General features: G+C 70.9%; 18 protein-coding genes. 7 read left to right on the forward strand and 11 right to left on the reverse strand.

Annotated features, from left to right (window positions below; translation table 11 throughout):
- Positions 1-3 precede the first annotated feature (3 nt).
- On the forward strand, positions 4-438 hold the full coding sequence (locus N6H00_RS23765) for an NUDIX hydrolase (RefSeq protein WP_268973856.1): 435 nt from the start codon (positions 4-6) through the stop codon (positions 436-438).
- 115 nt (positions 439-553) lie between these two features.
- Here the strand turns inward: N6H00_RS23765 and N6H00_RS23770 are convergent, their stop codons facing one another.
- From N6H00_RS23770 to N6H00_RS23785, 4 genes are all read right to left on the reverse strand, one after another.
- On the reverse strand, positions 554-1,282 hold the full coding sequence (locus N6H00_RS23770; protein ID WP_268973857.1) for an SDR family oxidoreductase: 729 nt from the start codon (positions 1,280-1,282) through the stop codon (positions 554-556).
- Between the two features lie 135 nt (positions 1,283-1,417).
- Positions 1,418-2,083, reverse strand: a complete 666-nt coding sequence (locus N6H00_RS23775) for a nitroreductase (protein ID WP_268977086.1) — start codon at positions 2,081-2,083, stop codon at positions 1,418-1,420.
- Positions 2,084-2,249: 166 nt separating this feature from the next.
- Positions 2,250-2,735: a MarR family winged helix-turn-helix transcriptional regulator gene (locus N6H00_RS23780; RefSeq protein WP_268973858.1), complete on the reverse strand. Its 486-nt coding sequence runs from the start codon at positions 2,733-2,735 to the stop codon at positions 2,250-2,252.
- A gap of 60 nt (positions 2,736-2,795) precedes the next feature.
- Positions 2,796-4,316 carry a CehA/McbA family metallohydrolase gene (locus tag N6H00_RS23785; RefSeq protein ID WP_268973859.1) on the reverse strand — a complete coding sequence of 507 codons (1,521 nt, stop codon included), beginning with the start codon at positions 4,314-4,316 and terminating at the stop codon, positions 2,796-2,798.
- A 348-nt stretch (positions 4,317-4,664) separates the two neighbouring features.
- Here N6H00_RS23785 and N6H00_RS23790 point away from each other — a divergent pair, with 348 nt between their 5' ends.
- Positions 4,665-7,277, forward strand: coding sequence for a bifunctional FO biosynthesis protein CofGH (locus N6H00_RS23790; RefSeq protein WP_268973860.1), 2,613 nt, complete (start codon positions 4,665-4,667; stop codon positions 7,275-7,277).
- 215 nt (positions 7,278-7,492) lie between these two features.
- Positions 7,493-8,617 (forward strand): ADP-ribosylglycohydrolase family protein, encoded by a 1,125-nt coding sequence (locus tag N6H00_RS23795; RefSeq protein ID WP_268973861.1) that lies wholly within the window; start codon positions 7,493-7,495, stop codon positions 8,615-8,617.
- Between the two features lie 27 nt (positions 8,618-8,644).
- On the opposite strand, the gene N6H00_RS23800 is transcribed toward N6H00_RS23795, so the two are convergent.
- A complete protein-coding gene (locus N6H00_RS23800; RefSeq protein ID WP_268973862.1) occupies positions 8,645-10,057 on the reverse strand; it encodes a glycosyltransferase 87 family protein in 1,413 nt (470 codons plus the stop codon).
- 205 nt (positions 10,058-10,262) lie between these two features.
- On the opposite strand from N6H00_RS23800, the gene N6H00_RS23805 reads away from it, so the two are divergent.
- Positions 10,263-10,796: a GNAT family N-acetyltransferase gene (locus N6H00_RS23805; RefSeq protein ID WP_268973863.1), complete on the forward strand. Its 534-nt coding sequence runs from the start codon at positions 10,263-10,265 to the stop codon at positions 10,794-10,796.
- Positions 10,797-10,924: 128 nt separating this feature from the next.
- Here N6H00_RS23805 and N6H00_RS23810 read toward each other — a convergent pair whose 3' ends face one another.
- The 3 genes from N6H00_RS23810 to N6H00_RS23820 all read right to left on the reverse strand — a co-directional run bounded on the left by N6H00_RS23810 (position 10,925) and on the right by N6H00_RS23820 (position 15,013).
- A complete protein-coding gene (locus N6H00_RS23810; RefSeq protein WP_268973864.1) occupies positions 10,925-12,496 on the reverse strand; it encodes a sodium:solute symporter family protein in 1,572 nt (523 codons plus the stop codon).
- Between the two features lie 311 nt (positions 12,497-12,807).
- The gene (locus N6H00_RS23815; RefSeq protein ID WP_268973865.1) at positions 12,808-13,590 is read right to left on the reverse strand and encodes an SDR family oxidoreductase; all 783 of its coding nucleotides are present in this window, start codon (positions 13,588-13,590) and stop codon (positions 12,808-12,810) included.
- A 241-nt stretch (positions 13,591-13,831) separates the two neighbouring features.
- On the reverse strand, positions 13,832-15,013 hold the full coding sequence (locus tag N6H00_RS23820; RefSeq protein ID WP_268973866.1) for an aminotransferase-like domain-containing protein: 1,182 nt from the start codon (positions 15,011-15,013) through the stop codon (positions 13,832-13,834).
- A 205-nt stretch (positions 15,014-15,218) separates the two neighbouring features.
- On the opposite strand from N6H00_RS23820, the gene N6H00_RS23825 reads away from it, so the two are divergent.
- Positions 15,219-16,046 carry a hypothetical protein gene (locus tag N6H00_RS23825; protein WP_268973867.1) on the forward strand — a complete coding sequence of 276 codons (828 nt, stop codon included), beginning with the start codon at positions 15,219-15,221 and terminating at the stop codon, positions 16,044-16,046.
- A 105-nt stretch (positions 16,047-16,151) separates the two neighbouring features.
- On the opposite strand, the gene N6H00_RS23830 is transcribed toward N6H00_RS23825, so the two are convergent.
- The 3 genes from N6H00_RS23830 to N6H00_RS23840 all read right to left on the reverse strand — a co-directional run bounded on the left by N6H00_RS23830 (position 16,152) and on the right by N6H00_RS23840 (position 18,601).
- Positions 16,152-16,361, reverse strand: a complete 210-nt coding sequence (locus N6H00_RS23830; protein WP_268973868.1) for a DUF397 domain-containing protein — start codon at positions 16,359-16,361, stop codon at positions 16,152-16,154.
- A gap of 219 nt (positions 16,362-16,580) precedes the next feature.
- The gene (locus N6H00_RS23835) at positions 16,581-17,471 is read right to left on the reverse strand and encodes a helix-turn-helix domain-containing protein (protein ID WP_268973869.1); all 891 of its coding nucleotides are present in this window, start codon (positions 17,469-17,471) and stop codon (positions 16,581-16,583) included.
- Between the two features lie 380 nt (positions 17,472-17,851).
- Positions 17,852-18,601 (reverse strand): GOLPH3/VPS74 family protein, encoded by a 750-nt coding sequence (locus N6H00_RS23840; protein WP_060949392.1) that lies wholly within the window; start codon positions 18,599-18,601, stop codon positions 17,852-17,854.
- A gap of 255 nt (positions 18,602-18,856) precedes the next feature.
- Between N6H00_RS23840 and N6H00_RS23845 the strand changes: the two genes are divergently transcribed.
- Positions 18,857-21,268: a D-alanyl-D-alanine carboxypeptidase family protein gene (locus N6H00_RS23845; RefSeq protein WP_268973870.1), complete on the forward strand. Its 2,412-nt coding sequence runs from the start codon at positions 18,857-18,859 to the stop codon at positions 21,266-21,268.
- A 201-nt stretch (positions 21,269-21,469) separates the two neighbouring features.
- Positions 21,470-23,371, forward strand: a complete 1,902-nt coding sequence (locus tag N6H00_RS23850; protein ID WP_268973871.1) for an MFS transporter — start codon at positions 21,470-21,472, stop codon at positions 23,369-23,371.
- Positions 23,372-23,411 lie beyond the last annotated feature (40 nt).

Consider the following 23,411-nt stretch of genomic DNA (forward strand, 5'->3'; position numbering starts at 1 on the left):
CCGATGAACCCAGCGGCCCCTGTCATCGACACACATGTCATCCTGCGTGCCGGCGAGAAAATCCTTCTGTCTCAGCGCGGCGGCCCCTATGGATACGGCCGATGGCATGCTCCCTCCGGAAAGCTCGAACATGGCGAGAGTGTGAGGGAGGGGGCCGCCCGGGAGATGCTGGAGGAAACCGGCGTGACGGTTGACCCGGATCACCTGCGTCTGGTGCACACGGTGCACCACAGGCAGTCGGAAGAGGTGACCCGGCTGGGACTGTTTTTCGAGGCGACGCAGTGGATGGGTGAGCCGGAGAACCGGGAACCGGCGAAGTGCCTCGCGCTGCGGTGGTTCCCGGTGCACGACCTGCCCGAGGACATCATCGAGTACCCGGCCGCCGGACTGCACGGCTACCTGGAAGGCGCGACGAGCTTCACCGAGCACGGCTGGTAGGCGCGCTCCCGGGCCACCGTTCGCGCTCGAAGCCGGTACAGGTTGAGACCGCAAACCGCCCATGGCCCGGTTCCGTGTCGAGGGGCGGGTGGGCGGTTTCGTGGTCGGCGGTGCGTTACGCGAGCCAGTCGGCGTAGCGGGTGGGGGCGAGGTGGGCGCCCGTGTCGGTGAGGACGCCGCCCTTGACGGCGGCGAACATGCCGGCGGTGGGGTCGGTGACGACGGTGCGGTTGTCGCCCTTGTGGGACAGGGTGATCCGACCCAGCTCGTCCAGGGTGAAGACCTCGGGTCCCGCGATGTTGCGGATGCCCCTCAGTGGGGCGCCCGCGGCGACGTCGGCCACCGCGGCGGCCACGTCCTTGGCGGCGATCGGCTGGATCGGTGTGGCGGGCAGCCGGACGGTGTCGCCGTCGGAGGTCCAGGACAGGACGGCGTCCATGAACTCCATGAACTGCGTCGCCCGGACGATCGAGTAGGGGATCGGACCGGCCGCGAGGATCTCCTCCTGGAGCGCCTTGGCCCGGTAGTAGTCCAGCTCCGGCACCTGGTCCACGCCGACGATGGAGAGGATGACGAAGTGGCCGACGCCGCCCTTCTGAGCCGCGGCCAGAAGGTTGTCCATCGAGGTCCGGAAGAAGGCCAGGGAGGCTTCGTCGAAGGTCGGGGAGTTCGTCAGGTTGACGACGACGTCGGCGCCCGCCACCGCCTCCGCCACGCCCTGGCCGCTGATGACGTCGACTCCGGTGGACTGCGAGTGCGGGACCGCCTCGTGCCCGGCGGCGTTCAGATTCTTGACGACCTGCGACCCGATCAGCCCGGTGCCGCCGATGACCGCGAACTTCATGACATCCCTTTCGTCGGGGTTGGACTCATGAAGTATGTCCGTAATGCGGTATATGAACCGCCGGCTGAGTGGGCCGTGCGCGGCGGACGCGGCTTGGCGCGAGGGGATCGGCCGCGGGTGATCGGGGGGCGGGCGCTAGCTGTCGACGAACGTGACCGTCTCGTCGAGCGGCGCCCGGCCGGTGCGGGCGTCCTTCACCGTGGCGTCCTCGAATCCGATCGACATACCGCAGAAGAGGATCAGGTCGTCCGGCGGTGACAGGACCTCCGCGACGGTCGTCCGATACACCGACCATGCCATCTGTGCGCAGCTGTGCAGTCCTTCGGCGCGGAGCAGCAGCATGACGGTCTGTAGATACATGCCGACGTCGGCCCATTGGGGTGAGCCCATGTCGCGGTGGATGTAGCAGAACAGGGCGGCGGGCGCGCCGAAGCAGTCCCAGTTCGCGGCGGTGGCCCTCTGGCGTGCCTCCCAGTCCTCACGCGCGATGCCGAGGGCTCCGTAGCGCTGATCGCCGAAGGCGGAGCGGCGCTCGCGGTACGGGGACTTCAGCACGGGCGGGTACATCTCGTACTCCCGCTCGTCCCAGGGGTCGCCCGCGGTCACGCGCTCACCGGCGCGCTTCTTGAGTTCGGCCAGTGGCTCACCGGTCAGCACGTAGGTGTGCCACGGCTGGAGGTTCGATCCGGACGGCGACCACGCCGCGGCGGACAGGACGCGCTCCAGTACCTGCCTCGGGACGGGATGGTCCGTAAATCCGCGCACCGCTCGTCGGCTCGTGACCGCCTCGTAGACGTCCATGTCCGCCTGCCTCTCCATCCGCTTTCGCGTTATCCGTCCAATCCGTTCGTGCGCCTTTCTTTGTTGCGAGTGATACAGTATCACTCGATACTACTTTTCGCGACACGTGGGCCGCGAGCAGGGCGAGGCGGGGAGAGGTGCGGCCGTGCGGATGCCGCGGGCGTGCTTACGCCTCGCTGTCCGAGGGGTGCGCCACTCGGGTCAGCAGATCCGTCAGCTGCTCGGGCTCGCCGGGTCCCAGGCCGGCGACCAGGCGCTCGGCCAGCGGCTCCGCCGCCGCGTGGGCCGCGTCGAACAGCTCTAGCCCCTGTGGCGTGATCTCCACCGCCCGCGCCCGGCGGTCCCCCGGAACGGCCTTGCGCACGGCCAGCCCCTTGCGCTCCAGGTCGTCCACGACGCGCATGATGCCCGCCTTGTCCGACCCGGTCGCCGTCGCCAAGTCCCGCTGCACCGTGGGTCCGTGGTTGACCAGCTCGATCAGCACGGCGAAATGCCGCAGCTCGACGCCGAGCGGCCGGAGCGCCTCCGTCAGTATCGCGGCCGCGCGCCAGTGCGCCCGGCGCAGCAGCAGGCCGAGGGCGAAGGGCGACGCGTCCCCGGGGCGGTCGGTCGCGCGCGGGGTGGTGGTGCGGTGCGGGAGCTCGGCGGCCATGGGGTCACATTACAGCCACCCGTTCACTCGATATGGTCGCGTTTGATACTAAAACTGGTGTCAGCGCTCGCCCAGCCAGATCGGGTTCGTCATCGCCGCCATCGGGCCCGGTATGCCCGAGGCGCCGCCGTCCGCCGGGGCGTGGCGCACCTCGGCGCGGACGTACGCCGCGTAGGACGCCGTCGTGCGCCATTCGGCCGTGACCGTCCCGGAGTCGGGGACCGCCGTGCCGTACAGCTGGCCCTGGTCGGTGAGGAACCGCACCGAGCAGGATGGGCCCACCCCGGAGACCTTCAGCCGGACCGTCACCTCCTCCGTGCGGCCGACCTGGAGGCGCTCACCGATGCCCGCGTGCTTGCCGCGGCCGCCGACCGCCTCAAAGGTGAGGTCGATCTTCGAGGACTCCGCGATCCAGCACCGGCCGGCCCGGATGCCCTCCTGGAGGGCGGTGCGGGAGAGGTCGTCGGCGAGCACCACCGTCTGCGGCAGGCCCACGACCTGGGGTTCGCGGTGGGCGTCGCTGTGGCCCACGGCGGGGAGCCAGCGGCCCTCGCCGCGGGAGGCGGCGACCAGGGTGTTGTCCCACTCGGAGACCGTGATCTCGTCGTCCGGGGTGAAGTCCGCGTTCCACACCTCGACCGCGTCGGCCTCGTTGAAACCGAACTTCCAGTTGCAGCCGACACAGGTGCCGTGCGGATGCGCCGGGATCACCAGACCGCCGGCCTGCCGGATCTTGCGGGCGAACTGGCCGAAGCGGTTGTCCCGGGCGCGGTAGCGCCAGTCGATGAAGACGCCGGGGTCGGTGCCGAGGGCGACCACGTGGCCATTGCGCGTGGTGATCTCCTCGCCGGTGAGGATCAGCAGGTCATCGCCCCACAGGCCGTCGAACGCGCCATGCGAGGAGGTGGTGTTGTGCTCGGTGGTGGTGATGAAGTCCAGCCCCGCGGCGCGGGCGGCGGCGACCAGCTCGGCCGGGGTGCGCTTGCCGTCGGAGTGCACGGTGTGCAGATGTGAGTCGCCCCGGTACCAGGCGCGGCCCCGGCCCTTGGCCCGCTGCGGCGGGTGGACCGGCTTCGGGGTGGTGCCGGGCTCCCCGTACCGCAGCGTGACGGTGACCTCGTAGTCCAGGCCCTGCGGGGCGACCGTGTACGGCCCCAGCACCACATGCCAGGTGCCCGCGTGCACCGGCCCCGCCAGATAGCCGGGCGTCGCCTCCTCGGCGCTGATGGCGAACTCCGTGCGGGCGCCGCCGGACCAGCCGCGGAAGCCGCGCCCGCCCAGCTCCGTGCCGCGCTCGTCGAAGATGCCGATATCGCATGCGTTTCCCTGCGTGCCGGCCGGGACGCTCGGCTTGTCGTAGGTGTACGACACGGCGATCTCGCGGACCCCGCCCGGCACCTCGACCGGCACGTAGACGAAGTCCGGCGCGCCGGTGGGCAGATGACCGCTGAGGGTCTTCGTCTGCTCACGGGCGTCTCCCGCGCCGGCCGCGTCGGCCTGGGTGAAGGTCATGGGATCGAGTGTCAGCACACCGGCCGCGCCCGCAAGCGCGGAGAGCCTGAGTACATCGCGTCGCTGCATGAGGTGCCCCCCAGAGTCGAGAGTGCCGTCCGACACCCGCGTGACACCGTTGTACGCGTGAGTGACACGCGCGGAAAGCCCTGTGGATAACTCCATGGCGGCGAGGGAACGTACGGGTCCGCACCGCTCCCGTCACCCCCGCGCCCCCGTGGCGTGCACTCGTCCGTGTCCCCGCCAAGTCCCGTCCACGTGCCGTCCGGACAGCGGCCGACGACGCCCGGTGCGCGCGCCCCGCGCACGTCACCGTTCCGTATTCCCGGACCCGGCCCCGACCCGCCGTGATCAGACCCACAAAACCGCAGGCCCAGGCCGTCTGGCGGTGTCCCGCACCGCTCGTATGCTCGGAGGATGACCACGAGCGCGCAGGGAAACGAACCGGACGCCCCGACTGGCTCCGCCGCCCCCACAGCCAACGCGATGCGCCGTGCGCTCAAGCGCGCCCGCGAGGGCGTGGCGCTGGACACCGCCGAGGCGGCGGTGCTGCTCCAGGCGCGCGGTGACGATCTGAAGGATCTGATGGCCTCCGCCGCCCGGGTCCGCGACGCGGGCCTGGAGGCCGCCGGCCGCCCCGGGGTCATCACCTACTCGCGCAGTGTCTTCATCCCGCTCACCCGGCTGTGCCGGGACAAGTGCCACTACTGCACCTTCGCGACCGTCCCCGGCAAGCTGCGCCGCGCGGGCCACGGGATGTTCATGTCGCCCGACGAGGTCCTCGCCATCGCCCGCCGGGGCGCCGAAATGGGCTGCAAGGAAGCGCTGATCACGCTCGGCGACCGCCCCGAGGACCGCTGGCCCGAGGCGCGCGCCTGGCTGGAGGCCGAGGGGTACGACGACACCATCGCGTACGTACGGGCCATGGCGATCCGCATTTTGGAGGAGACCGGCCTGCTGCCCCACCTCAACCCCGGCGCCCTGACCTGGACCGACTTCCAGCGGCTGAAGCCGGTCGCGCCGTCCATGGGCATGATGCTGGAGACCACCGCCGAGCGGCTGTGGAGCGAGCCCGGCGGCCCCCACTACGGCTCGCCCGACAAGGAGCCGGCGGTGCGGCTGCGCGTGCTGGAGGACGCCGGGCGCAGCTCGGTCCCCTTCACCAGCGGGCTGCTGATCGGGATCGGCGAGACGCATGAGGAGCGGGCGGATTCGCTGTTCGCGCTGCGCCGTGTCGCCCGCTCGTACCACGGCATCCAGGAAGTGATCATCCAGAACTTCCGCGCCAAGCCGGACACCGCCATGCGGGGGATGCCGGACGCGGAGCTGGACGACCTGGTCGCCACCGTCGCCGTCGCCCGCCACATCCTGGGCCCGTCCGCCTGCATCCAGGCGCCGCCCAACCTGGTCGACGCGGAGTACGAGCAGCTGATCGGCGCCGGGATCGACGACTGGGGCGGCGTCTCACCGCTGACCCCGGACCACGTCAACCCCGAGCGCCCCTGGCCCCAGGTGGACGAGCTGGCCGAGCGCTCCGCCGCCGCCGGCTTCCGGCTGCGCGAACGGCTCGCGGTCTACCCCGAGTACATCCGGCGCGGCGAGCCCTGGCTGGACCCCCGGCTGCTGCCGCATGTGACCGCCCTGGCCGACCCGGAGACCGGTCTGGCCCGCGAGGACGCGATCCCCGCGGGACTGCCCTGGCAGGAGCCGGATGAGGCGTTCGGCGCCTTTGGCCGCACCGATCTGCACCGCACCATCGACACCGAGGGCCGCACCGGCGACCGCCGTAAGGACTTCGACGAGGTCTACGGGGACTGGGAGGCGCTGCGCGAGGCCGCGGCCCCGGGGATGGCGCCGTCCCGGATCGACGCCGACGTCAAGGCCGCCCTCTCACGGGCCGCGGACGATCCCACCCGGCTGACCGACCCCGAGGCGCTGGCCCTGCTGCACGCCGACGGCCCGGCGCTGGACGCCCTGTGCCGCGTCGCCGACGACCTGCGCCGGGCGACGGTCGGCGACGACGTCACCTACATCGTCACCCGGAACATCAACTTCACCAACGTCTGCTACACCGGCTGCCGCTTCTGCGCCTTCGCCCAGCGCCGTACGGACGCCGACGCCTACACCCTCTCCCTGGAGCAGGTCGCCGACCGCGCCCAGCAGGCGTGGGACGTGGGCGCGGTGGAGGTCTGCATGCAGGGCGGCATCCACCCCGATCTGCCCGGCACCGCGTACTTCGACATCGCCCGCGCGGTCAAGGAGCGCGTACCCGGGATGCACGTCCACGCCTTCTCCCCGATGGAGGTCGTCAACGGCGCGAGCCGCACCGGGATGTCCATCCGCGAATGGCTGGCGGCGGCGCGCGAGGCGGGCCTCGACACCATCCCCGGCACGGCGGCCGAGATCCTGGACGACGAGGTGCGCTGGGTCCTCACCAAGGGCAAGCTGCCGACGGCCACCTGGGTGGAGGTCATCAAAACGGCGCACGAGCTGGGCATCCGGTCCTCGTCCACGATGATGTACGGCCATGTGGACCAGCCCCGCCACTGGCTGGCCCATCTGCGGCTGCTGGCCGAGATCCAGCAGGAGACGGGCGGTTTCACCGAATTCGTCACCCTTCCCTTCATCCACACCAACGCCCCCGTCTACCTCGCCGGAATCGCCCGCCCCGGCCCCACCGTCCGCGACAACCGCGCCGTCACGGCCATGGCGAGGATCCTGCTCCACCCGCATATCCCCAATATCCAGACGAGCTGGGTGAAGCTGGGCACGGAGGGCGCGGCGGAGATGCTCCGCTCCGGCGCCAATGACCTGGGCGGCACCCTGATGGAGGAGACCATCTCCCGCATGGCGGGCTCCTCCTACGGCTCCTACCGCTCCATCCAGGACCTCGTGGGCATCGCCGAGCTGGCCGGCCGTCCTGCCCGCCCCCGCACCACCACCTACGGCCCCGTCGCCGAGGACCGCCAGGCCGCCGCCCTCGCCTCGGACGGCCATCTGCCGGAGCTGCTCCCGGTGCTGGAGGACTGACCGCGGCGGGCCGCGCCCCGGCCCGGACAACGCCCAGGACGCCGTCGGCATCCGGTGCGGGGATTCCGCACGCCCGGAATGCGACACTCCGCCGTCTTCCCCGTGATGACGCCTTCACAATCGGCGGCGATCCCAGAGGCGATCTTTGTGTGTCCATTACAGTCTCCAGGGCAGTCCAGGGCCAATCACAGCAGCGGAGAAAAGGGGCATAGGTCGTGACCGCAACCGCCAGCGCAGCGACCGGCGTATGGGGCCGCGCCGAACAGCAGGACTTCCGCAGCCGGGTGCGCGGCTGTCTGCTCGGCGGAGCCATCGGGGACGCGCTGGGGGCGGCCGTGGAGTTCGCCTCGCTGGACGAGATCAGGGCGGCGCACGGACCCGAGGGCGTGACGGACTTCCTGCCCGCCTATGGCGGACGCGGACGGGTCACCGACGACACCCAGATGACGCTGTTCACCGTGGACGGACTGATCCGGGCGCAGGTGCGCCGCGACACCGGGGCCTGGCATCCGCCCACCGACATCCACTCCGCGCACCGCCGCTGGTACTCCACCCAGCGCGACTGGGGCCCCGATGAGCGCCGTAAGGACGCCGGCTGGCTGGCCCGCGAGGAGTGGCTGTACGCCCAGCGCTCCCCGGGCCGGGCCTGTATCACCGGGCTCGCCGACGAGACCATGGGCACCCTGGAGGCGCCCAAGAACCCCGACTCCAAGGGATGCGGCGCCGTGATGCGCTCCGCGCCCTTCGGCCTGCTGGTGGGCTGGGAGCCGCAGCTGGTCTTCCAACTGGCCATCGAGTGCGCGGCCCAGACCCACGGCCACCCCACCGGCTACCTCTCGGCCGGCGCCTTCGCCCTCATCGTGCACGGCCTGGCGCGCGGCGAGGCGCTGGACGGGGCCGTCCAGCGCGCCCTCGCCCATCTGGCCACCCGCCCCGGCCACGAGGAGACCACGAACGCGCTCCGGCACGCCCTCGGCGCCGTACGGCAGGGTCTGCCGACCCCCGAGCGCATCGCGTCCCTGGGCGAGGGCTGGACCGGCGAGGAGGCCCTGGCGGTGGGCCTGTACTGCGCCCTGGTCGCCGAGGACGTCCGCCATGGGCTGCTGCTCGCGGTCAACCACGGCGGGGACAGCGACTCCACGGCGGCCATCTGCGGCAATCTGCTGGGCGCGCTGCACGGCGAGACGGCGCTGCCGCCCGCCTGGCTGGCGGAGGTGGAGGGGCGCGGCACCATCCTGGAGCTGGCCGACGACTTCGCCATGGAGATGACCCAGGGCCCCGCCCTCCACGGCCCCGGCGGCTCCTCCCCGGCCTGGCTCACCCGCTACCCGCGCGCGTAGCTCCGCCTGCCCGCGTACGCACTCCGCCTATCCGCGCACGTAGCTCCGCTCCGGCGTGCCCGCACCGGTGGTGACCACCTGTCGTACGGGCCCGGCCTCCTCCCGTGGCCGCCTTACGGCGCGCAGGGTCAGATACCCGGCCACGCTCAGGAAGGCGATGGCGATCAGCGGATAGACGGCGGTGAGGAGCATCTGGCCGGCGTTCTGGTGGAGCTCCACCCGGGCCGGCCGGCTGTGGGGCGCGTACCAGACCATGAAGGAGCAGAACAGCAGCCCGGTCACCACCGTCCACGCCGTCCACCCCGCCGTCCGCCGCCGCACCGCCTCCACCGCGAGCAGCGACACCATCGGGACGGCCCAGACCCAGTGGTGCGACCAGGAGATCGGGCTCACCATAAGGGCGGTCACGGCGCAGGTCAGGGCGGCCCAGGCGCGGGCGTGCGGAAGGCGGCTGTCGTCGGTCAGCTGGGCGGCGACCGCCGTGGCGAGCCCCACACAGCCGACCAGCGCGGCCGCCACGAGCCACCACATGCCCGGGTCGGGGGTGTGCAGCAGGCGGGCGAGAGCGCCTTTGAGGTTCTGGTTGCCCGCGCCCTCGACATCGCCGGGTCGGTCGGTCGCGAAGACGATCTCGGTCCAGAAGCGCCGGGAGTCATGCGGCAGCGCCAGCGCCGAGAACGCGACCGTAAGGACGAAGGCGGTGGTCGCGACGGTCGCGCGCCGCAGGTGGTCGTTCCCCACACCGCGCCCCGGCGGGCCGGCCTTCTGGGGGCCGCCTCGGCTCCGGGACGCCCTGGCCGCCCGCAGCCGCCCAAGGCCGAGGATCACCCCGGCGAGCCCCAGGAAGACCACGAACAGCCCCGGGGTCAGCTTGATCCCGGTGGCGACACCCGTGCCGACGCCCGCCCAGCGGTGCCCCGTCCGGCGGGTCAGATCCCACAGCACCAGCGCCGCGACCAGCAGGTTGATCTGCCCGTAGCGCAGGGTCGTCCACACCGGCTCGCACCACACCCCGACGCCGGCCAGGACCAGCACGGCGGCCGGTCGCGGCACCCGGGCCGGCAGACCGGTCAGCCGCAGCGACAGATGGGCCACGGCGACCATCAGGACGAGGTTGACGGCCGTCCCGAGGGTCAGCAGGACGCCCGTGCCCATCAGGGTCAGCGGGGTGAAGACCAGGGCCGCGAACGGCGGATAGGTATTGGGGAGATGGTGCTGCGTCGCCCGCATGTCGTACAGATCCGCCGCATGGCGTACGGTCCATCCCTCGGCGCGGTAGACCAGCAGATCGACCATCGACACCTGGGCGGCGCGCTGGGCGATCCAGAACCCGGTGAAGGAGAGCAGACAGAACACCGCCGCCATGAGGGTCGGTCGGCGCAGCACGAAGGCGCGGGCCCGGTGGATCGGGGAGTCGGTGATCGTCGGGGTGGCGGTCACGGGAGCTCCAGAGGGTCCCTGGGGACGGGCCCGCAGGGACGGTGGTTTTTGTCGGTCGGGGCGGACGGCCGACGATAGTACGTTCCGGATGATGGCTTTGAGCGGGGGAGGCGTGTGCTGTGACGAGCCGGAAGTCTCCGACCGCCGTCCCGTTGCCCGATTCCGCTTCGCTATCGCCCAAGGAGGCCGACCGTAAGGTGGGTCCGTGAACGCCTCCGCAGCCGTCATACGTGACGCCACTCACGCCGACCTGGGCGCCGTCGCCGCGATCTACACCCACTACGTCACCGAGACCGTCGCCACCTTCGAGGAGATCCCGCCCACCGACGACGACTGGGCGCGGCGGCTGACGGAGCTGACCGGCCGGGGGCTGCCGTTCCTGGTCGCCGAGGTCCCCGAGGACACCGGCCTTACGGTCGCCGGATACGCCTACGCCGGCCCCTGGCGCCCCAAACCCGCGTACCGCCACACCGTCGAGGACAGCATCTACCTCGCCCCCGGGCGGACCGGCGCGGGACTCGGCGCCGCACTGCTCGACGCCCTGCTCGCACGGTGCGCCACGGCGGGCGTACGGCAGGTCGTCGCGGTCATCGCCGACACCGGCAGCGACGCCTCGGCCGCCCTGCACCGGCGCTTCGGCTTCACCCCGGCGGGCCGGCTGGCCGGTGTCGGGCACAAGCACGGACGCTGGATCGACACCCACCTCATGCAGCGTGACCTGACGACGGGCGCGCCCTGACGACGGGCGCGCTCTGCCCCAAGGCGCGCCCTGCCCCAAGGCACCATCCGACGTGGTACGGCCCGGCCGCCGGCCCCCGCCGTGGGCGGTGACCGGCGGCCCGGGTCATGACCGTGGCGCGGAAGCCGTCACTCCGTGGCGCCCGCGACCGGCTTGCGGTCGGCCGGGCCCTGCCCCGGCACCGACAGCGCGGCACCCGCCGTACCCGGCCCGTCGTCGTCCGAGTTGAGCGAGTCCAGGATGGCGTCGCGCTCCGGGGTGTCCTCCGGCTTGAGGTAGCCGACCACGATGAAGAGCACGAGCGAGACCGCGAGCGGGATGGAGACCTGGTACTCCAGGTTCACGCCACCGTCGATCGCGTCGTTGATCGGGTAGTTGACCAGGTAGAAGGCGATCAGACCGAGCCCCCAGCTGACCAGCGCCGCCGTCGGCCCCGACGTGCGGAAGGCGCGCAGCATGCCCAGGATCATCGGGATCGCGATCGGCCCCATCAGCCCGGCGACCCACTTGATCACCACGGTGATGATGTCGCCGAAGAAGGGCGAGTTGACCTGGGTGGCGATGGCCATGGACAGGGCCAGGAACAGCAGGGTGGTGTAGCGGGCGGCGAGCAGCCCGGTGCGGGTGGACCATTCCCGGACGGACCTGAAGAGCGCGGGCATGATGTCCCGGGTCACCACGGCCGCGATCGCGTTGGCGTCCGAGGAGCACATCGCCATGGTGTGTGAGAAGAAGCCCACGATGACCAGGCCCAGCAGACCGTGCGGCAGCAGATGCTCGGCCATGGCGGCGTAGGAGTCGTCGGGCTTGTCCGTCTTGATGATCAGCGGCGCGACCCACATGGGGAAGAACAGGACCAGCGGCCAGACGAACCACAGGACGGCCGAGAGCCGGGCCGAGCGCTTGGCGGAGTGGGCGCTGTCGGTCGCCATGTAGCGCTGCGCCTGGTTCCACATGCCCCCGTTGTACTCGAAGGTCTTGATGAACAGGTAGGCGAGCAGGAAGGTCATGGTGTACGGGCCGACGGTCGGCTCGTGATGGCTGCTGGGGAGGTCGTCCCAGACGCTCCAGAAGGTGCTGAAGCCGTCCAGTTCATGGAGCACGGCGATCAGCATCGAGATGCCCGCCACGAACTGGATGATGAACTGGCCGAGTTCGGTGAGCGCGTCGGCCCACAGACCGCCGACCGTGCAGTAGACGGCGGTGACCGCACCGGTGATCAGGATGCCCTGGTTGAGCGAGACGCCGGTGAAGACGGACAGCAGGGTGGAGATGGCGGCCCATTTGGCACCCACGTCGACGATCTTCAACAGCACCCCGGACCAGGCCAGCGCCTGCTGGGTGGGGACGTTGTAGCGGCTCTTCAGGTATTCGAGCGGTGAGGCCACCTTGAGTTTGCTGCGCACCCGGTTGAGCCGGGGTGCGAAGAGGCTCGCGCCGATCGCGATGCCGATGGCGATCGGGAAGGACCAGGTGACATAGGAGGTGATGCCGTATTGGTAGGAGATGGCCGCGTATCCCGTGAACATCACCGCGCTGTATCCGGACATGTGGTGCGAGATCCCGGACAGCCACCAGGGCATCTTGCCGCCGGCGGTGAAGAAGTCGCTGACGTTGTCCACGCGCTTGTGGGACCAGAGGCCGATGATGACCATGACACCGAAGTAGCTGATCAGTACGACCCAGTCGAGACTGTTCATGTCCCCTCCAGGGGTCCGCCATATGAACGGGAGCGCACTTCGTCGGTGACGTGTCCAGGGGCGGTTCCCCCGAGCGGGAGCGGGGTACTTCCGGGATTGAACCGCTCCCACGGGTGACCGGTCAAGGGTTCGATGGTCATGAATGTGAACGCAAGTCAGAGCGTAGAACCATTTTACGATTTCTTGACCTGATGCATCGTTGTCGTGAACGAGTCCGACAACCCACGATGAGCGGGCACTTCGTCAGACGCACACCCACCGATCGATGGGTCGTCGGGAGCGGGATCCCGAAAGGCCGGACAGGAGTCGCGCTAACGCATCAGTTCACCGGCGTTCACCAGCAGCGACTGCCCGGTGATCGCCCGAGCCCGGTCGGAGGCCAGAAACACCGCGGCCTCCGCCACATCGCCGTCCGTCGCCAACTCGGGCAGGGCCATCCGGTCCGTGAGCCGGTTCAGCACCTCGGCCTCGGTCACGCCCTCCGTCCGCGCGGTGAAGGCCACATACGCCCGCACCGGCGGCCCCCACATCCAGCCGGGCTGCACGGTGTTGACCCGTATCCGGTGCGGCCCCAGCTCCCGCGCGAGCGCGTACATGGTGGAGGTCAGCGCGCCCTTGGAGGCGGCGTACGCGGTCTGGCGCACCTCGGTGGGGGCGGCGGACGACGACTGGGTGCCGATCAGCACGACCGAGCCGCCGTTCCGCTTGAGCGCGGGCAGACAGGCGCGGGTCATCCGGAGCGTCCCGAACAGGTTGATGTCCACGACCTGGGCCCAGGAGACGAAGTCCGCGTCCTCCAGCCCGCCGAAGTGGCTGTCCAGCGCGGCCACATGGACAACGGCGTCGATCCCGCCGAAGCGGTCGAGGGTCAGGGCGGCGAGCGCCTCGCACTGCGCCTCGTCCGCGATGTCGGTGGCCCGCCAGGCGGTGTGCGCACCGCCCGGATCGGCCTCCTCCGCCACCTTCGGCAGCCGCTCCTCGGTCCGCGCCCCCATCACCACGCGGGCCCCGTCCCGGACGCACGCGGCCACGACCCGGGCCCCCAGTCCGGGCCCGACCCCGGAGACGACGACGGTCTTGCCCCGCAACGGCATGGCGGCACCTCCCGTTCCTGGCGTCGCGTCAGGTTAGGCGGACTGCCACCAGAAGGCCAGAGCCTCCGGGCGGTTACCCGCAAGACGTCCTTACGGAAGGACCGACACGGAAGGACCGACACGGAAGGACCGACACGGAAGGACCGACACGGAAGGACCGTCACGGAAGGACCGACACGGGAGGACCGTCACGGAAGGACCGACACGGAAGGACCGCCGTGGGGACCGTCACGGGAGGTTCCTACCGGAAGGTCTTCGCCAGACGGCGCAGCCCCTCGGCTATCTCCTCCGGCGTGTGGGTGACGAACGACAGTCGCAGCGTCGCCGGGTCCGGCCGGTCCGCGTAGAAGGGCGCGCCGGGCACGTAGGCCACATCGTGCCGCACCGCCTCCCGCAGCCGCTCCGTGGCGTCGTACCCCTGCGGCAGCGAGGCCCAGACGAACATGCCGCCCTCCGGCTCGTTCCACCGCGAACCGACCGGAAGGGCCTCGGGCAGCCCCGCCAGCAGCGCGTCGCGGCGCTCCCGGTAGGCATGGCGCACCCGGGACAGATGGGCGTCGAGGTCCGCCTCGGTCAGATAGCGGGCGATCACCGCCTGGGTGATCGTCGGGCTGTGCAGATCCGCGGCCTGCTTGGCGACCGCGCAGGCGCGGCGCAGTGCCGCCGGGGCGCGCAACCACCCCAGCCGCAGCCCCGGAGACATGATCTTGGAGAAACTGCCGATCAGCACCGTACGGTCGGCGGCCCGCTCATCCGCCGCGATCCACGGCTGTGCCTCGCCCGCGAACCGCAGCTCCCCGTACGGGTCGTCCTCCAGGATCCACAGCCCGTGCCGCTCGGCGATCTCGGCCACGGCCCCGCGGCGCGCGGCCGGCAGGGTGCGGCCGGTGGGGTTCTGGAAGGTGGGGATGGTGTAGAGCAGCTTGGGCCGCTCCCGCGCGACGATCGTCTCGAGCGCCGCCGGGTCGAGCCCTTGGTCGTCGCAGGGCACCGGCACGACCCGGGCCCCCGCGAAGGCGAAGCACTGGAGGGCGGCGAGGTAGGTGGGGTCCTCGACCAGTACCACGTCGCCCGGCTCCAGCAGCGCCGTGGCCAGCAGACTCAGACCCTGCTGCGAGCCGCTGGTGATGAGCATGTCGTCGGCGTCGGTCGGCAGCCCGCGGGCGGTCAGCCGGGCGGCGGTGGCGGCGCGCAGCACGGGGAGGCCCTCGGTGGTCGAGTACTGGAGGACCTCTTGCGGTGCCTCGGCCAGCGCGCGTTCGAAGGCGGCGGTGATGGGCGCGATGTCGAAGAGGGCGGGGGCGGGCAGCCCGCCCGCGAAGGAGATCACTTCCGGGCGCGCGGTGACCGCGAGGATGTCACGTACCGGGGAGCCCCCGATGGAGGCGGCTCGGGCGGCAAGGGGCGGCACATCGGCACGCATGGGACGACTCCTCGGCTCGACGGATCTGACCAGCACCCTACGGGGAAGCGTGCGGTGTGCAATTAATTTGTCCACGATCCGGTCTGCGGTCCGCTTCGCGGCCCGGTCCGCGATCCGGTCCCTGGTCCGGCCGGCGCCCGATTCCGCTCGTTCTCTCCGTCCACCCCTTCCCGAACTGACGTGGCGTCAGCTAAACCTGAGGGACATGACGAGCGACGCGTACGCGGAACTGGCCTCCGTCGGTCCGTACGGGGTGCGCCCGGGGCACGCCCTGATCACGATGGTCGAGCCGCATCCGGGCCATGAGTACGCCTACAACCGCTGGTACGAGGACGACCACTTCATCGCGGGCGCGATGGCCATGCCGTGGATCTACGCGGGCCGCCGCTGGGTCGCCACCCGTGAGCTGCAACTGCTGCGCTATCCGGAGAAGTCGGCGATCGCCCGGCCGGTGACCGCCGGCTGCTATCTGTCCGTCTACTGGCTCACCGAAGGGCGCTACGCGGACCATATGCGGTGGACGGTCGCGATCAACCGGCGGCTGGGCCGGGACGGGCGGGTCTATCAGGAGCGCACGCACGTCTTCACGGCCTTCCAGGACCACGAGGCCACCGTCTACCGGGACGGGGCGGCCGGTCCGCGCGACCACCACGCGCTGGACCACCCCTACGCCGGACTGGTGCTGGAGGTGATCGAGAGCGAGCGCCCGGAGCGGCGGGGAGAGCTGCTCGAATGGCTCAGATCCCGACATCTGCCGCGTCGGCTCGCGGGCTCGCCCGCCGCGCTGGTCACGGTCTTCCGGCCGACCCCGCTTCCCTCGGACCGGATGTCGTATGTGAAGCAGGTCGAGGGCGTCGACACCCGGCTGACCCTGCTCTGGTTCCTCCAGTCCGATCCCCGGGAATGCTGGGACCGCTGTTTCACCGGTCTCGATGACGAGGTGGCCGATGCCGGTCTCGGCCGGGTGGAATTCATGGCGCCGTTCATTCCGACGATTCCCGGTACGGACCAATACGTGGATGAACTCCGCTGAAGCGGAAGCGCCGGGAAATCCCGAACGCGAAGGAAAGCGCCGGAAACGCCATGAGCCCTCTCGGCGGGGACGGCGGCCGGTCGAGAGGGCTCGTATGCGGGCTGGTCAGTCGAGGTCGAAGGCGCCACGGCTGACGTCGGCGACAAAGGCCGACCACGATGCGGGGGCGAAGCTGAGCGTCGGTCCCTGCGGGTCCTTGGAGTCGCGCACGGCGATCTCGCTGGTGACCGGGGAAGAGATCTCCACGCAAGCGCCGTTTCCGGCCGAGTACGAGGATTTCACCCACATGCTCGTCTTTCCCTGCTGAATGGACACGATTGCTCCGATGCTTTTTGTTGATGAGACGCACCCCCGATTGGAGGCGTCATCGACGTTACTCGGCAACATCGTCTGGAAAGCGGGCCATTCACTCGACCGGATGGCATATTCCTACGGCCCCTTCCTCAGCGCGGTGTGGAGGTGTAGCCTCCGCCCCTCGTCGTTCGCGTCGTTCGCGTCCTTCTGTCGTTCGCGCCGGAGCGTTTCCGTGTCCCCTCAGTCCGTCTGGTTCGCCTCGCTCTCCGCGTGCCGGCGGGCGTGCTCCTGGGCCACCTCGGTGATGAACTGGCGGCTCTGATCCGCGTTCAGCGCCTGGGCCCGCAGATGTTCGTACATCATGCTGTAGCTCTGCACATCGCTGAGCTTCTCCAGATACAGATCACTGGTGACGCCCTCGAGATAGACCACGCTGGTGTCCGACTCATCCGAGAACTCCAGGATGGTGAACTGGCCGCTCATTCCCGGATGCGACCCCATGTCGAACGGCAGCGCCTGCACCGTCACATGGGGCTCATGGCTCATCCGGACCAGATAGTCCAGCTGATCGCTCATGATCTTCGAATTGCCGACCACCCGCCGCATCGCCGCCTCGTCCACGACCGCCCACAGCCGCAGCGGGGACAGCGGGTCGGTGATCCGCTCCTGGCGCCTGAGCCGGACCTGGACCCGCTGGGCGATCTGGTCCTGCGGGGCCTCCGGCAGGGCGCCGCTGATCACCGCCTCCGCGTACTCGGGGGTCTGCAAGAGGCCGGGGAGCACCTGGGGTTCATAGACCCGCAGGGACGCCGCGTCCGTCTCGAAGCCGATGTAGACGCTGTACGGCACGTCGCCGAACGCGTTCCACCACCCCTGCTGGCGCGACTCCTTCGCCATTTGCATCAGGGAATCGACCAGCGCCTTGTCCTCCACCTTGTAGGTGCGGCACAGGTCGCGCACATCGCGCTGGCTGATGCTGCGGCGCCCGTTCTCCAGTCGGCTGATCTTCGACTGGGAGACCATCAGCTCCTCCGCCACCTCCTCCGCCGTCATGCCCTTCTCCTGGCGGAGCCTGCGCAGTTCCTGGCCCAACCGGCGTCGCCGGACAGTGGGACCGACGTTCGATGTCACAGGACGTGCACCTCCGGCTTCGTACTGCTGATTTCTGCTGTTCAGCAGCCTGCCACTACCGGACGGGGCCGCGCTGGGAAATGGCCGCACAAAGGCGGCCGCACCACGGTGGACGAACGCGCGCGCGGGGCGGTGGAACGGCCGGTCGTCCAAATCGGCCGATCCACCACCCCGCGCGCTTCAGCGGCTCCCGAACCGGGTCGATGGGGACTGCGGTGCGGTTGGTGGAGCGTCAGTGGTGCTGGGTGCTGCTCGGAGCCGGACGGTGGCGATCCGCCCCGGGCGGTGCCGGGAACGGGGTCCGCCGCCCCGCTGACGGGCTGCTGGTGCGTTCGACGGGCTGGTGGTGCGTGGTGGTGCGGTGGTGCCCCGAAGGGGCCTCAGCGCGCTCCGACGCGGGCCATGCCCCCGCGGCGGGACGGCTGGGCCGGAACGCCGGCCGCGGGCTCCGCCGCGGCGCGTGTCCCCGCCTGTCGGCCTCCGGCCGGCGTGCGCCGTGGCTGCGCCGCGACACCGTTCTGCACGTCCATCACGGCGTGCGCCACGAGACCGCCCATCGGGTCGTGCCGGATCAGATCCCGGAGCCTGGAGCGCGAGGAACGCCCCTCGTTCCCGGGATACAGGTGCTTGCCGAGCCCGACCGCGTGGGCCAGGGCGGCGAGCGCGGCGGTCCGCGGGTCCGGCGGTACGCCGGTGCGGATCGCGCTGTCCAGCCGGGCCCTGATCTCCCGGCTGATCGCCGTATCCGTCGCCTGGTAGCGCGTCGTCGGCAGTACGCCACACATCTGGCCCTCCACGGCATGCACCATGCCGCAGCGCTCCAGGTGCGTGAGGTACGTCTGGCGCAGCCCCAGCCGGGGCCCGCCGATCCAGTGGACCGCGCGCACCGGGCTGCCGCGACGGCGCAGCAGTTCGAGCGCGGAGTCCAGAGTCGGATCTCCGGTCGGCCGTGGCAGCACCACGGCGATACGATCCCCGTCAGGGGCTATCCGTCCGGCCAGAGCCAGCTCTACTAGCTGCGCTCCGGCGAGACCGAGGTCGAGCGACTGCGGCTGCGCCGTGGTACCCGTGGTCGGGTCCAAAGCGAGCAGCAGAAGCTCCTCCGGAATTGTTCTGCGGCTCCTGCCCATCCATGCCTCCCCGCGTGGATGAATGACAGGGTGACCCCTGCCACATTGGTCTGTCGAGAGTGCCTGGGGGGTTTGGATGGGAACCTGTAGGTATGTCGTTCTCGTCTAGCGGGTTGACGGGCACCTGAGGACGCCCTCCGGCTGTGGCGATGCGCGAGCGCATGCCGGACACACAGGACACTGGTAGAGGTTGGGCTGCGGGACGTGACGCCATGGGGCGTAAGGCGTCCCGCGACACATATCGAGGAGGCATCGGTGGCGGGCGAGTCCCCCGGCAGGTCGGATCAGCAGAAGTCGTCGGGGGAGACGGCTAGGGGAGAGCGCGATCCGCGGCTCGCGGTCTCGCGTGACGCGGAGGCGGCCCAGGGTTCGACGGCGGTCGCCGTCGTGTCCGGCGACCTCCGCTCGGGGTCCGGCGGGTCCGGGGCGAAGGCCGAAACGGAGGCCGAAGCGGAACCGGAGGCACCGGCGGCCGACGAGGGTGACGCGAATGTTTCAGGTGTTCGCGATGGTGAACCGGGCGAAGATTCCGGGACGTCGGGGGCGGCGCCTGAGTCTGAGGGCGAGGTGAAGAAGGGCTCCGGCGTATCCGGCGGATCGCCCAAGGGGGGCGTGTCCGAGCCCGACGCGGAGGCGGAAGCGGACGCCGACGAGGCGAAGACCGACAAGGCGAAGCCCGACAAGGCTGACGGCGCGTCCGAGGACGGGAAGAACGTCGGGAAGAACGACCGGAAGAACGACGGGCGGAACGGGGACGGTGACGAGCCGTCCGAGCCGTCGGTCGATCAGCGGACGGCCGTCTTCCGTACGGTGCAGCCGAGGGCGTCCGAAGAGGGCGGGTCCGGGAAGGCCGAGGCGTCCGATGCGGGCGGTGGCGTTTCCGGTGAGCCGGTCGACCGTCCGACGGCCGCCTTCGGCGCGCTTCCCGAGAAGAGCGGCGAGGGGGAGCCCAAGAAGAAGGAGGACGCGGCCGGGAAGGGCGAGGCGTCGGATGCGGGCGGTGGCGTTTCCGGTGAGCCGGTCGACCGTCCGACGGCCGCCTTCGGCGCGCTTCCCGAGAAGAGCGGCAAGAGCGGTAAGGAGGGCGTCGACCAGCCGACCACCGCCTTCAAGGCGGTCAGCACCCCGCCCGGCAAGACCGACAAGGCCACGCCCGACGCGAAGGCAGCCGACGCGAAGGCGTCGGGCAAGAAGTCCGTCGGCGAGTCGGACAACGAGCGGACCAGCAAGTTCGTACCGCTGCGGTCGCCCGAGGACCCGGCGCCGCCGCGGCGCCCGGCCGCGCCCGCCGCGCCGTCGGGGACCGCAGCCTCGGCGGCGGTCCCCGAGGCCGAGCGGACCAAGCAGCAGCCGCTGCCGCCGCTGTCGCCGGACGGCAAGCAGCCCGCACCGCTCGATCTGCTGGCGCAGCTGACCAACACGCCGCCCAAGCCCGAGACGCCGGTGCGGACGGCGATCCGCCGGATCAAGATCTGGACGCCGCTGGTCGTGCTGTTGGTGATCATCCTGGGCGTCGTCCAGGCGCTGCGGCCGCTGCCGGACCCGGAGCTGAAGCTCACCGCCGACGCCACCTACCGCTTCGGCGGTGACGGGTTCGCCATGCCCTGGCCCGACCAGGGGCAGTCCGCCGCCGAGGTCGAGGGCGTGGGCAGCCTGGGCACCTCCGGGGAGCAGAAGCCGGTGCCGATCGCCAGTGTCACCAAGGTCATGACGGCCTATGTGGTGCTCAAGGACCATCCGCTGAAGGCCGGCGAAGAGGGCCCGAAGATCAAGATCGACGCGCAGGCGGCCAAGGAGGCGAAGTCCGCCGACGAGTCGCGGGCGGCGGTCAAGGAGGGGCAGACCTTCACCCAGCACCAGCTGCTCCAGCTGCTGCTGATCAACTCCAGTAACAACATCGCCCGGCTGCTGGCCCGCTGGGACGCGGGGTCGCTGGACGCGTTCATCGAGAAGATGAACGACGCGGCCAAGAGCCTGGGGATGAAGCAGACCACCTACACCGACCCCAGCGGTCTGAAGGAGTCCACCAAGTCCACCGCGGCCGACCAGCTGAAGCTGGCGAGGGCGGCGATGCAGTCCGAGGCGTTCCGGGCGGTCGTGGCCACGCCCAACACCGAGGTCCCGGGTCTCGACGACCGGATCTACAACAACAACAATCTGCTGGTGAAGCCGGGCGTGATCGGTATCAAGACGGGTTCGTCCACCCCGGCCGGCGGTGCGCTGATGTGGGCCGCCGTGCGGACGATCGACGGCAAGAAGCAGCGCATCCTCGGTGTCGTCCTCGAACAGCGCGCGACCACCACGCTGGACGCCAGCCTCCAGCTCGCGCAGACCAACAGCTACAAGCTCATCACCGCCGTGCAGGACGCCCTCACCTCGGCCACCGTCATCAAGAAGGGCGATGTCGTGGGTCAGGTCGACGACGGGCTCGGCGGTACCACGCCGGTCGTCGCCACCAAGGATCTGAAGGCGGTCGGCTGGTCCGGGCTGACGGTCGACATCAAGATCGGCGACGGCGGCGAGAAGGTGCCGCACTCCGCCAAGGCGGGCACGGTCATCGGCGAGGTGACCGTGGGCACGGGTCCCGGACAGCTCACGGCGCCGGTGGCCCTTCAGGAGGATCTGTCCGAGCCGTCGTTCGGCGCGAAACTGACCCGTATCAGCTGACCCGCGAGGGAATCCGGGTATAGGGGACGGGCGAAGCGGTCCCGGTGCGAAACGCCGCCGGGGCCCGACACGGCTGGGGGCCGCCCGCGCGTGCTAGCGTCGCGTGCGTCCCCGGCCTGGACCCGCCGCATGAACCGGAGCGACCCGGTGCGGGGTTGAGGACGATGGGGCAGACCTCGGGGGAAGACGGGGAGAGCCGCAGTGACCACCGTGGATCCGACACGGTCCGAAGAAAGCGGGGGCTCGGAGGAGAGCACCGCCGCACGAATACGCGTACCCGCGCAGCGCTGGCCGGCCGAGCCGCCGGGCTCGGCGGAGGCGGAGCGGGAGGGGGAGCGGGCCACTTCCGGTGGGCTGCTCCGGCGCGCCTGGCAGACGCTGCGCCATCCGGTTCCGGCCGCCCTGGCCGCCGCCGCGGTGCTGCACCTGCTGTGGGTGGCGCTGCTCGCGAACAGCGGCGGGGACCTCGCCGCGCAGGACGCCTGGGCGGAGTTCGCCCTCCAGCACCCGGACTCGGCGTACAACCTGGCCTGGTACGGCGGGATGCACCCGGTCTCGTACAGCGTCATCTCGCCCTATCTGATGGCGGTCCTCGGGGTCCGCTCGACGATGATGATCGCGGGGACGCTGTCCGCCGGGCTGCTCGCGCTGCTGCTGGTGCGCAGCCGTGCCGTGCGGCGGCCGATGTGGCCCGCCCTCTACGGCGCGTTCGCGCTGACCTGCAACGCCATCTCGGGGCGGGTGACCTTCGGGCTCGGCGCGATGTTCGGGCTCGCGGCGGTGGCCGTGATCTTCGCCTGGCCCCGGCGGTGGCGGTCCCGGCACTGGCACCACAAGACCGGACGGTTCCTGCTGGCCGCCTTGCTGGCGGCGCTGTCGACCATGTCCAGCCCGGTGGCCGGTCTGTTCGTGGGCATAGTGGCCGCCGGTCTGTGGCTGACCAAGCGGCGCCCCGCCGCGTACGCGCTCGGGGTCACGCCCGCGCTGGTGGTCGGCCTGTCGGCGTGGCTGTTCCCGTTCTCCGGTGAGCAGCCGATGTCCATCGGGTCGGTGATCCTGCCGTTCATCACCGGCGCCGCCACGCTGCTGTGCGTGCCGCGCGAGTGGACGACGGTGCGCGTCGGGGCGGGGCTCTACTGCCTCGGGGTGGTGCTCACCTGGCTGATCCCCTCGCAGATCGGCACCAACATCTCCCGGCTCGGCATGATCTTCGGCGGAGTGGTGCTGCTCGCCGTGCTGCCCGGGGTGCGCAAGCCCCCGCGCGACCAGCTGCGCTCGACGACGGCCGGCCGCCGCTGGACCGTCCTGGTGCTGGCGCTGGCGACGGTCACGGTGTGGCAGGGCGTCAAGACCGCCGACGACGTCATCCACACCACGCCCTCGGCGTCCTGGGCCCGTGAGCTGGCGCCGCTGGTCGACCGGCTCAAGCGGGAGAAGGCCGACCGGGGCCGGGTCGAGGTGGTCCCGGTGCGCAGCCACCGCGAGTCCTCCGCGCTCGCCCCGTACGTCAATCTGGCGCGCGGCTGGAACCGCCAGCGCGACCTGGACCGGAACCCGATCTTCTACGGCGAGGACACCCTCACCCCGGCCACCTACCTCGAATGGCTCAGGCGCTGGGCGGTGCACTTCGTGGTGCTGCCCGCGGACAACCCGGACACCGCGGCCGAGCAGGAGGCCAAGCTGCTCGGCACCGGCCTGCCGTATCTGCGCCAGGTGTGGGCGGACGCCAACTGGAAGCTGTACGAGGTCAAGAACCCGACGCAGATCGCCGACCCGCCGGCCACGGTGCAGCGCGCGGGCGCCGATCAGCTGGTGCTGAAGGTCCGCTCCAAGGGTCCGGTGCTCATCCGCATCCCGTACTCGCCGTGGCTGGGCCTGATGGACGCGGACGGGCACAGCGTCCGGGCCCCGAAGGCGGAGCACGACGACGGACTGCCGGTCAACCGCCACGGCTGCCTCACCAAGCAGATCGAGGGCGGCGAGGAGGGCCAGCCGGAGGACGAGTGGACGGTGCTGCACGCCCCCCGCGCCGGCGTCTACCGGATAACGGGCAAGTACCAGCTGCCGCGCGGTACGCCCTGCCCGGACGAGATGGCTCCCTGAGCCGCTCTCGGCCGGGACCGCCGACGGGCCCGTATCGGTC

Source organism: Streptomyces sp. S465, assembly GCF_026898115.1.
Classification (GTDB): domain Bacteria; phylum Actinomycetota; class Actinomycetes; order Streptomycetales; family Streptomycetaceae; genus Streptomyces; species Streptomyces luomodiensis.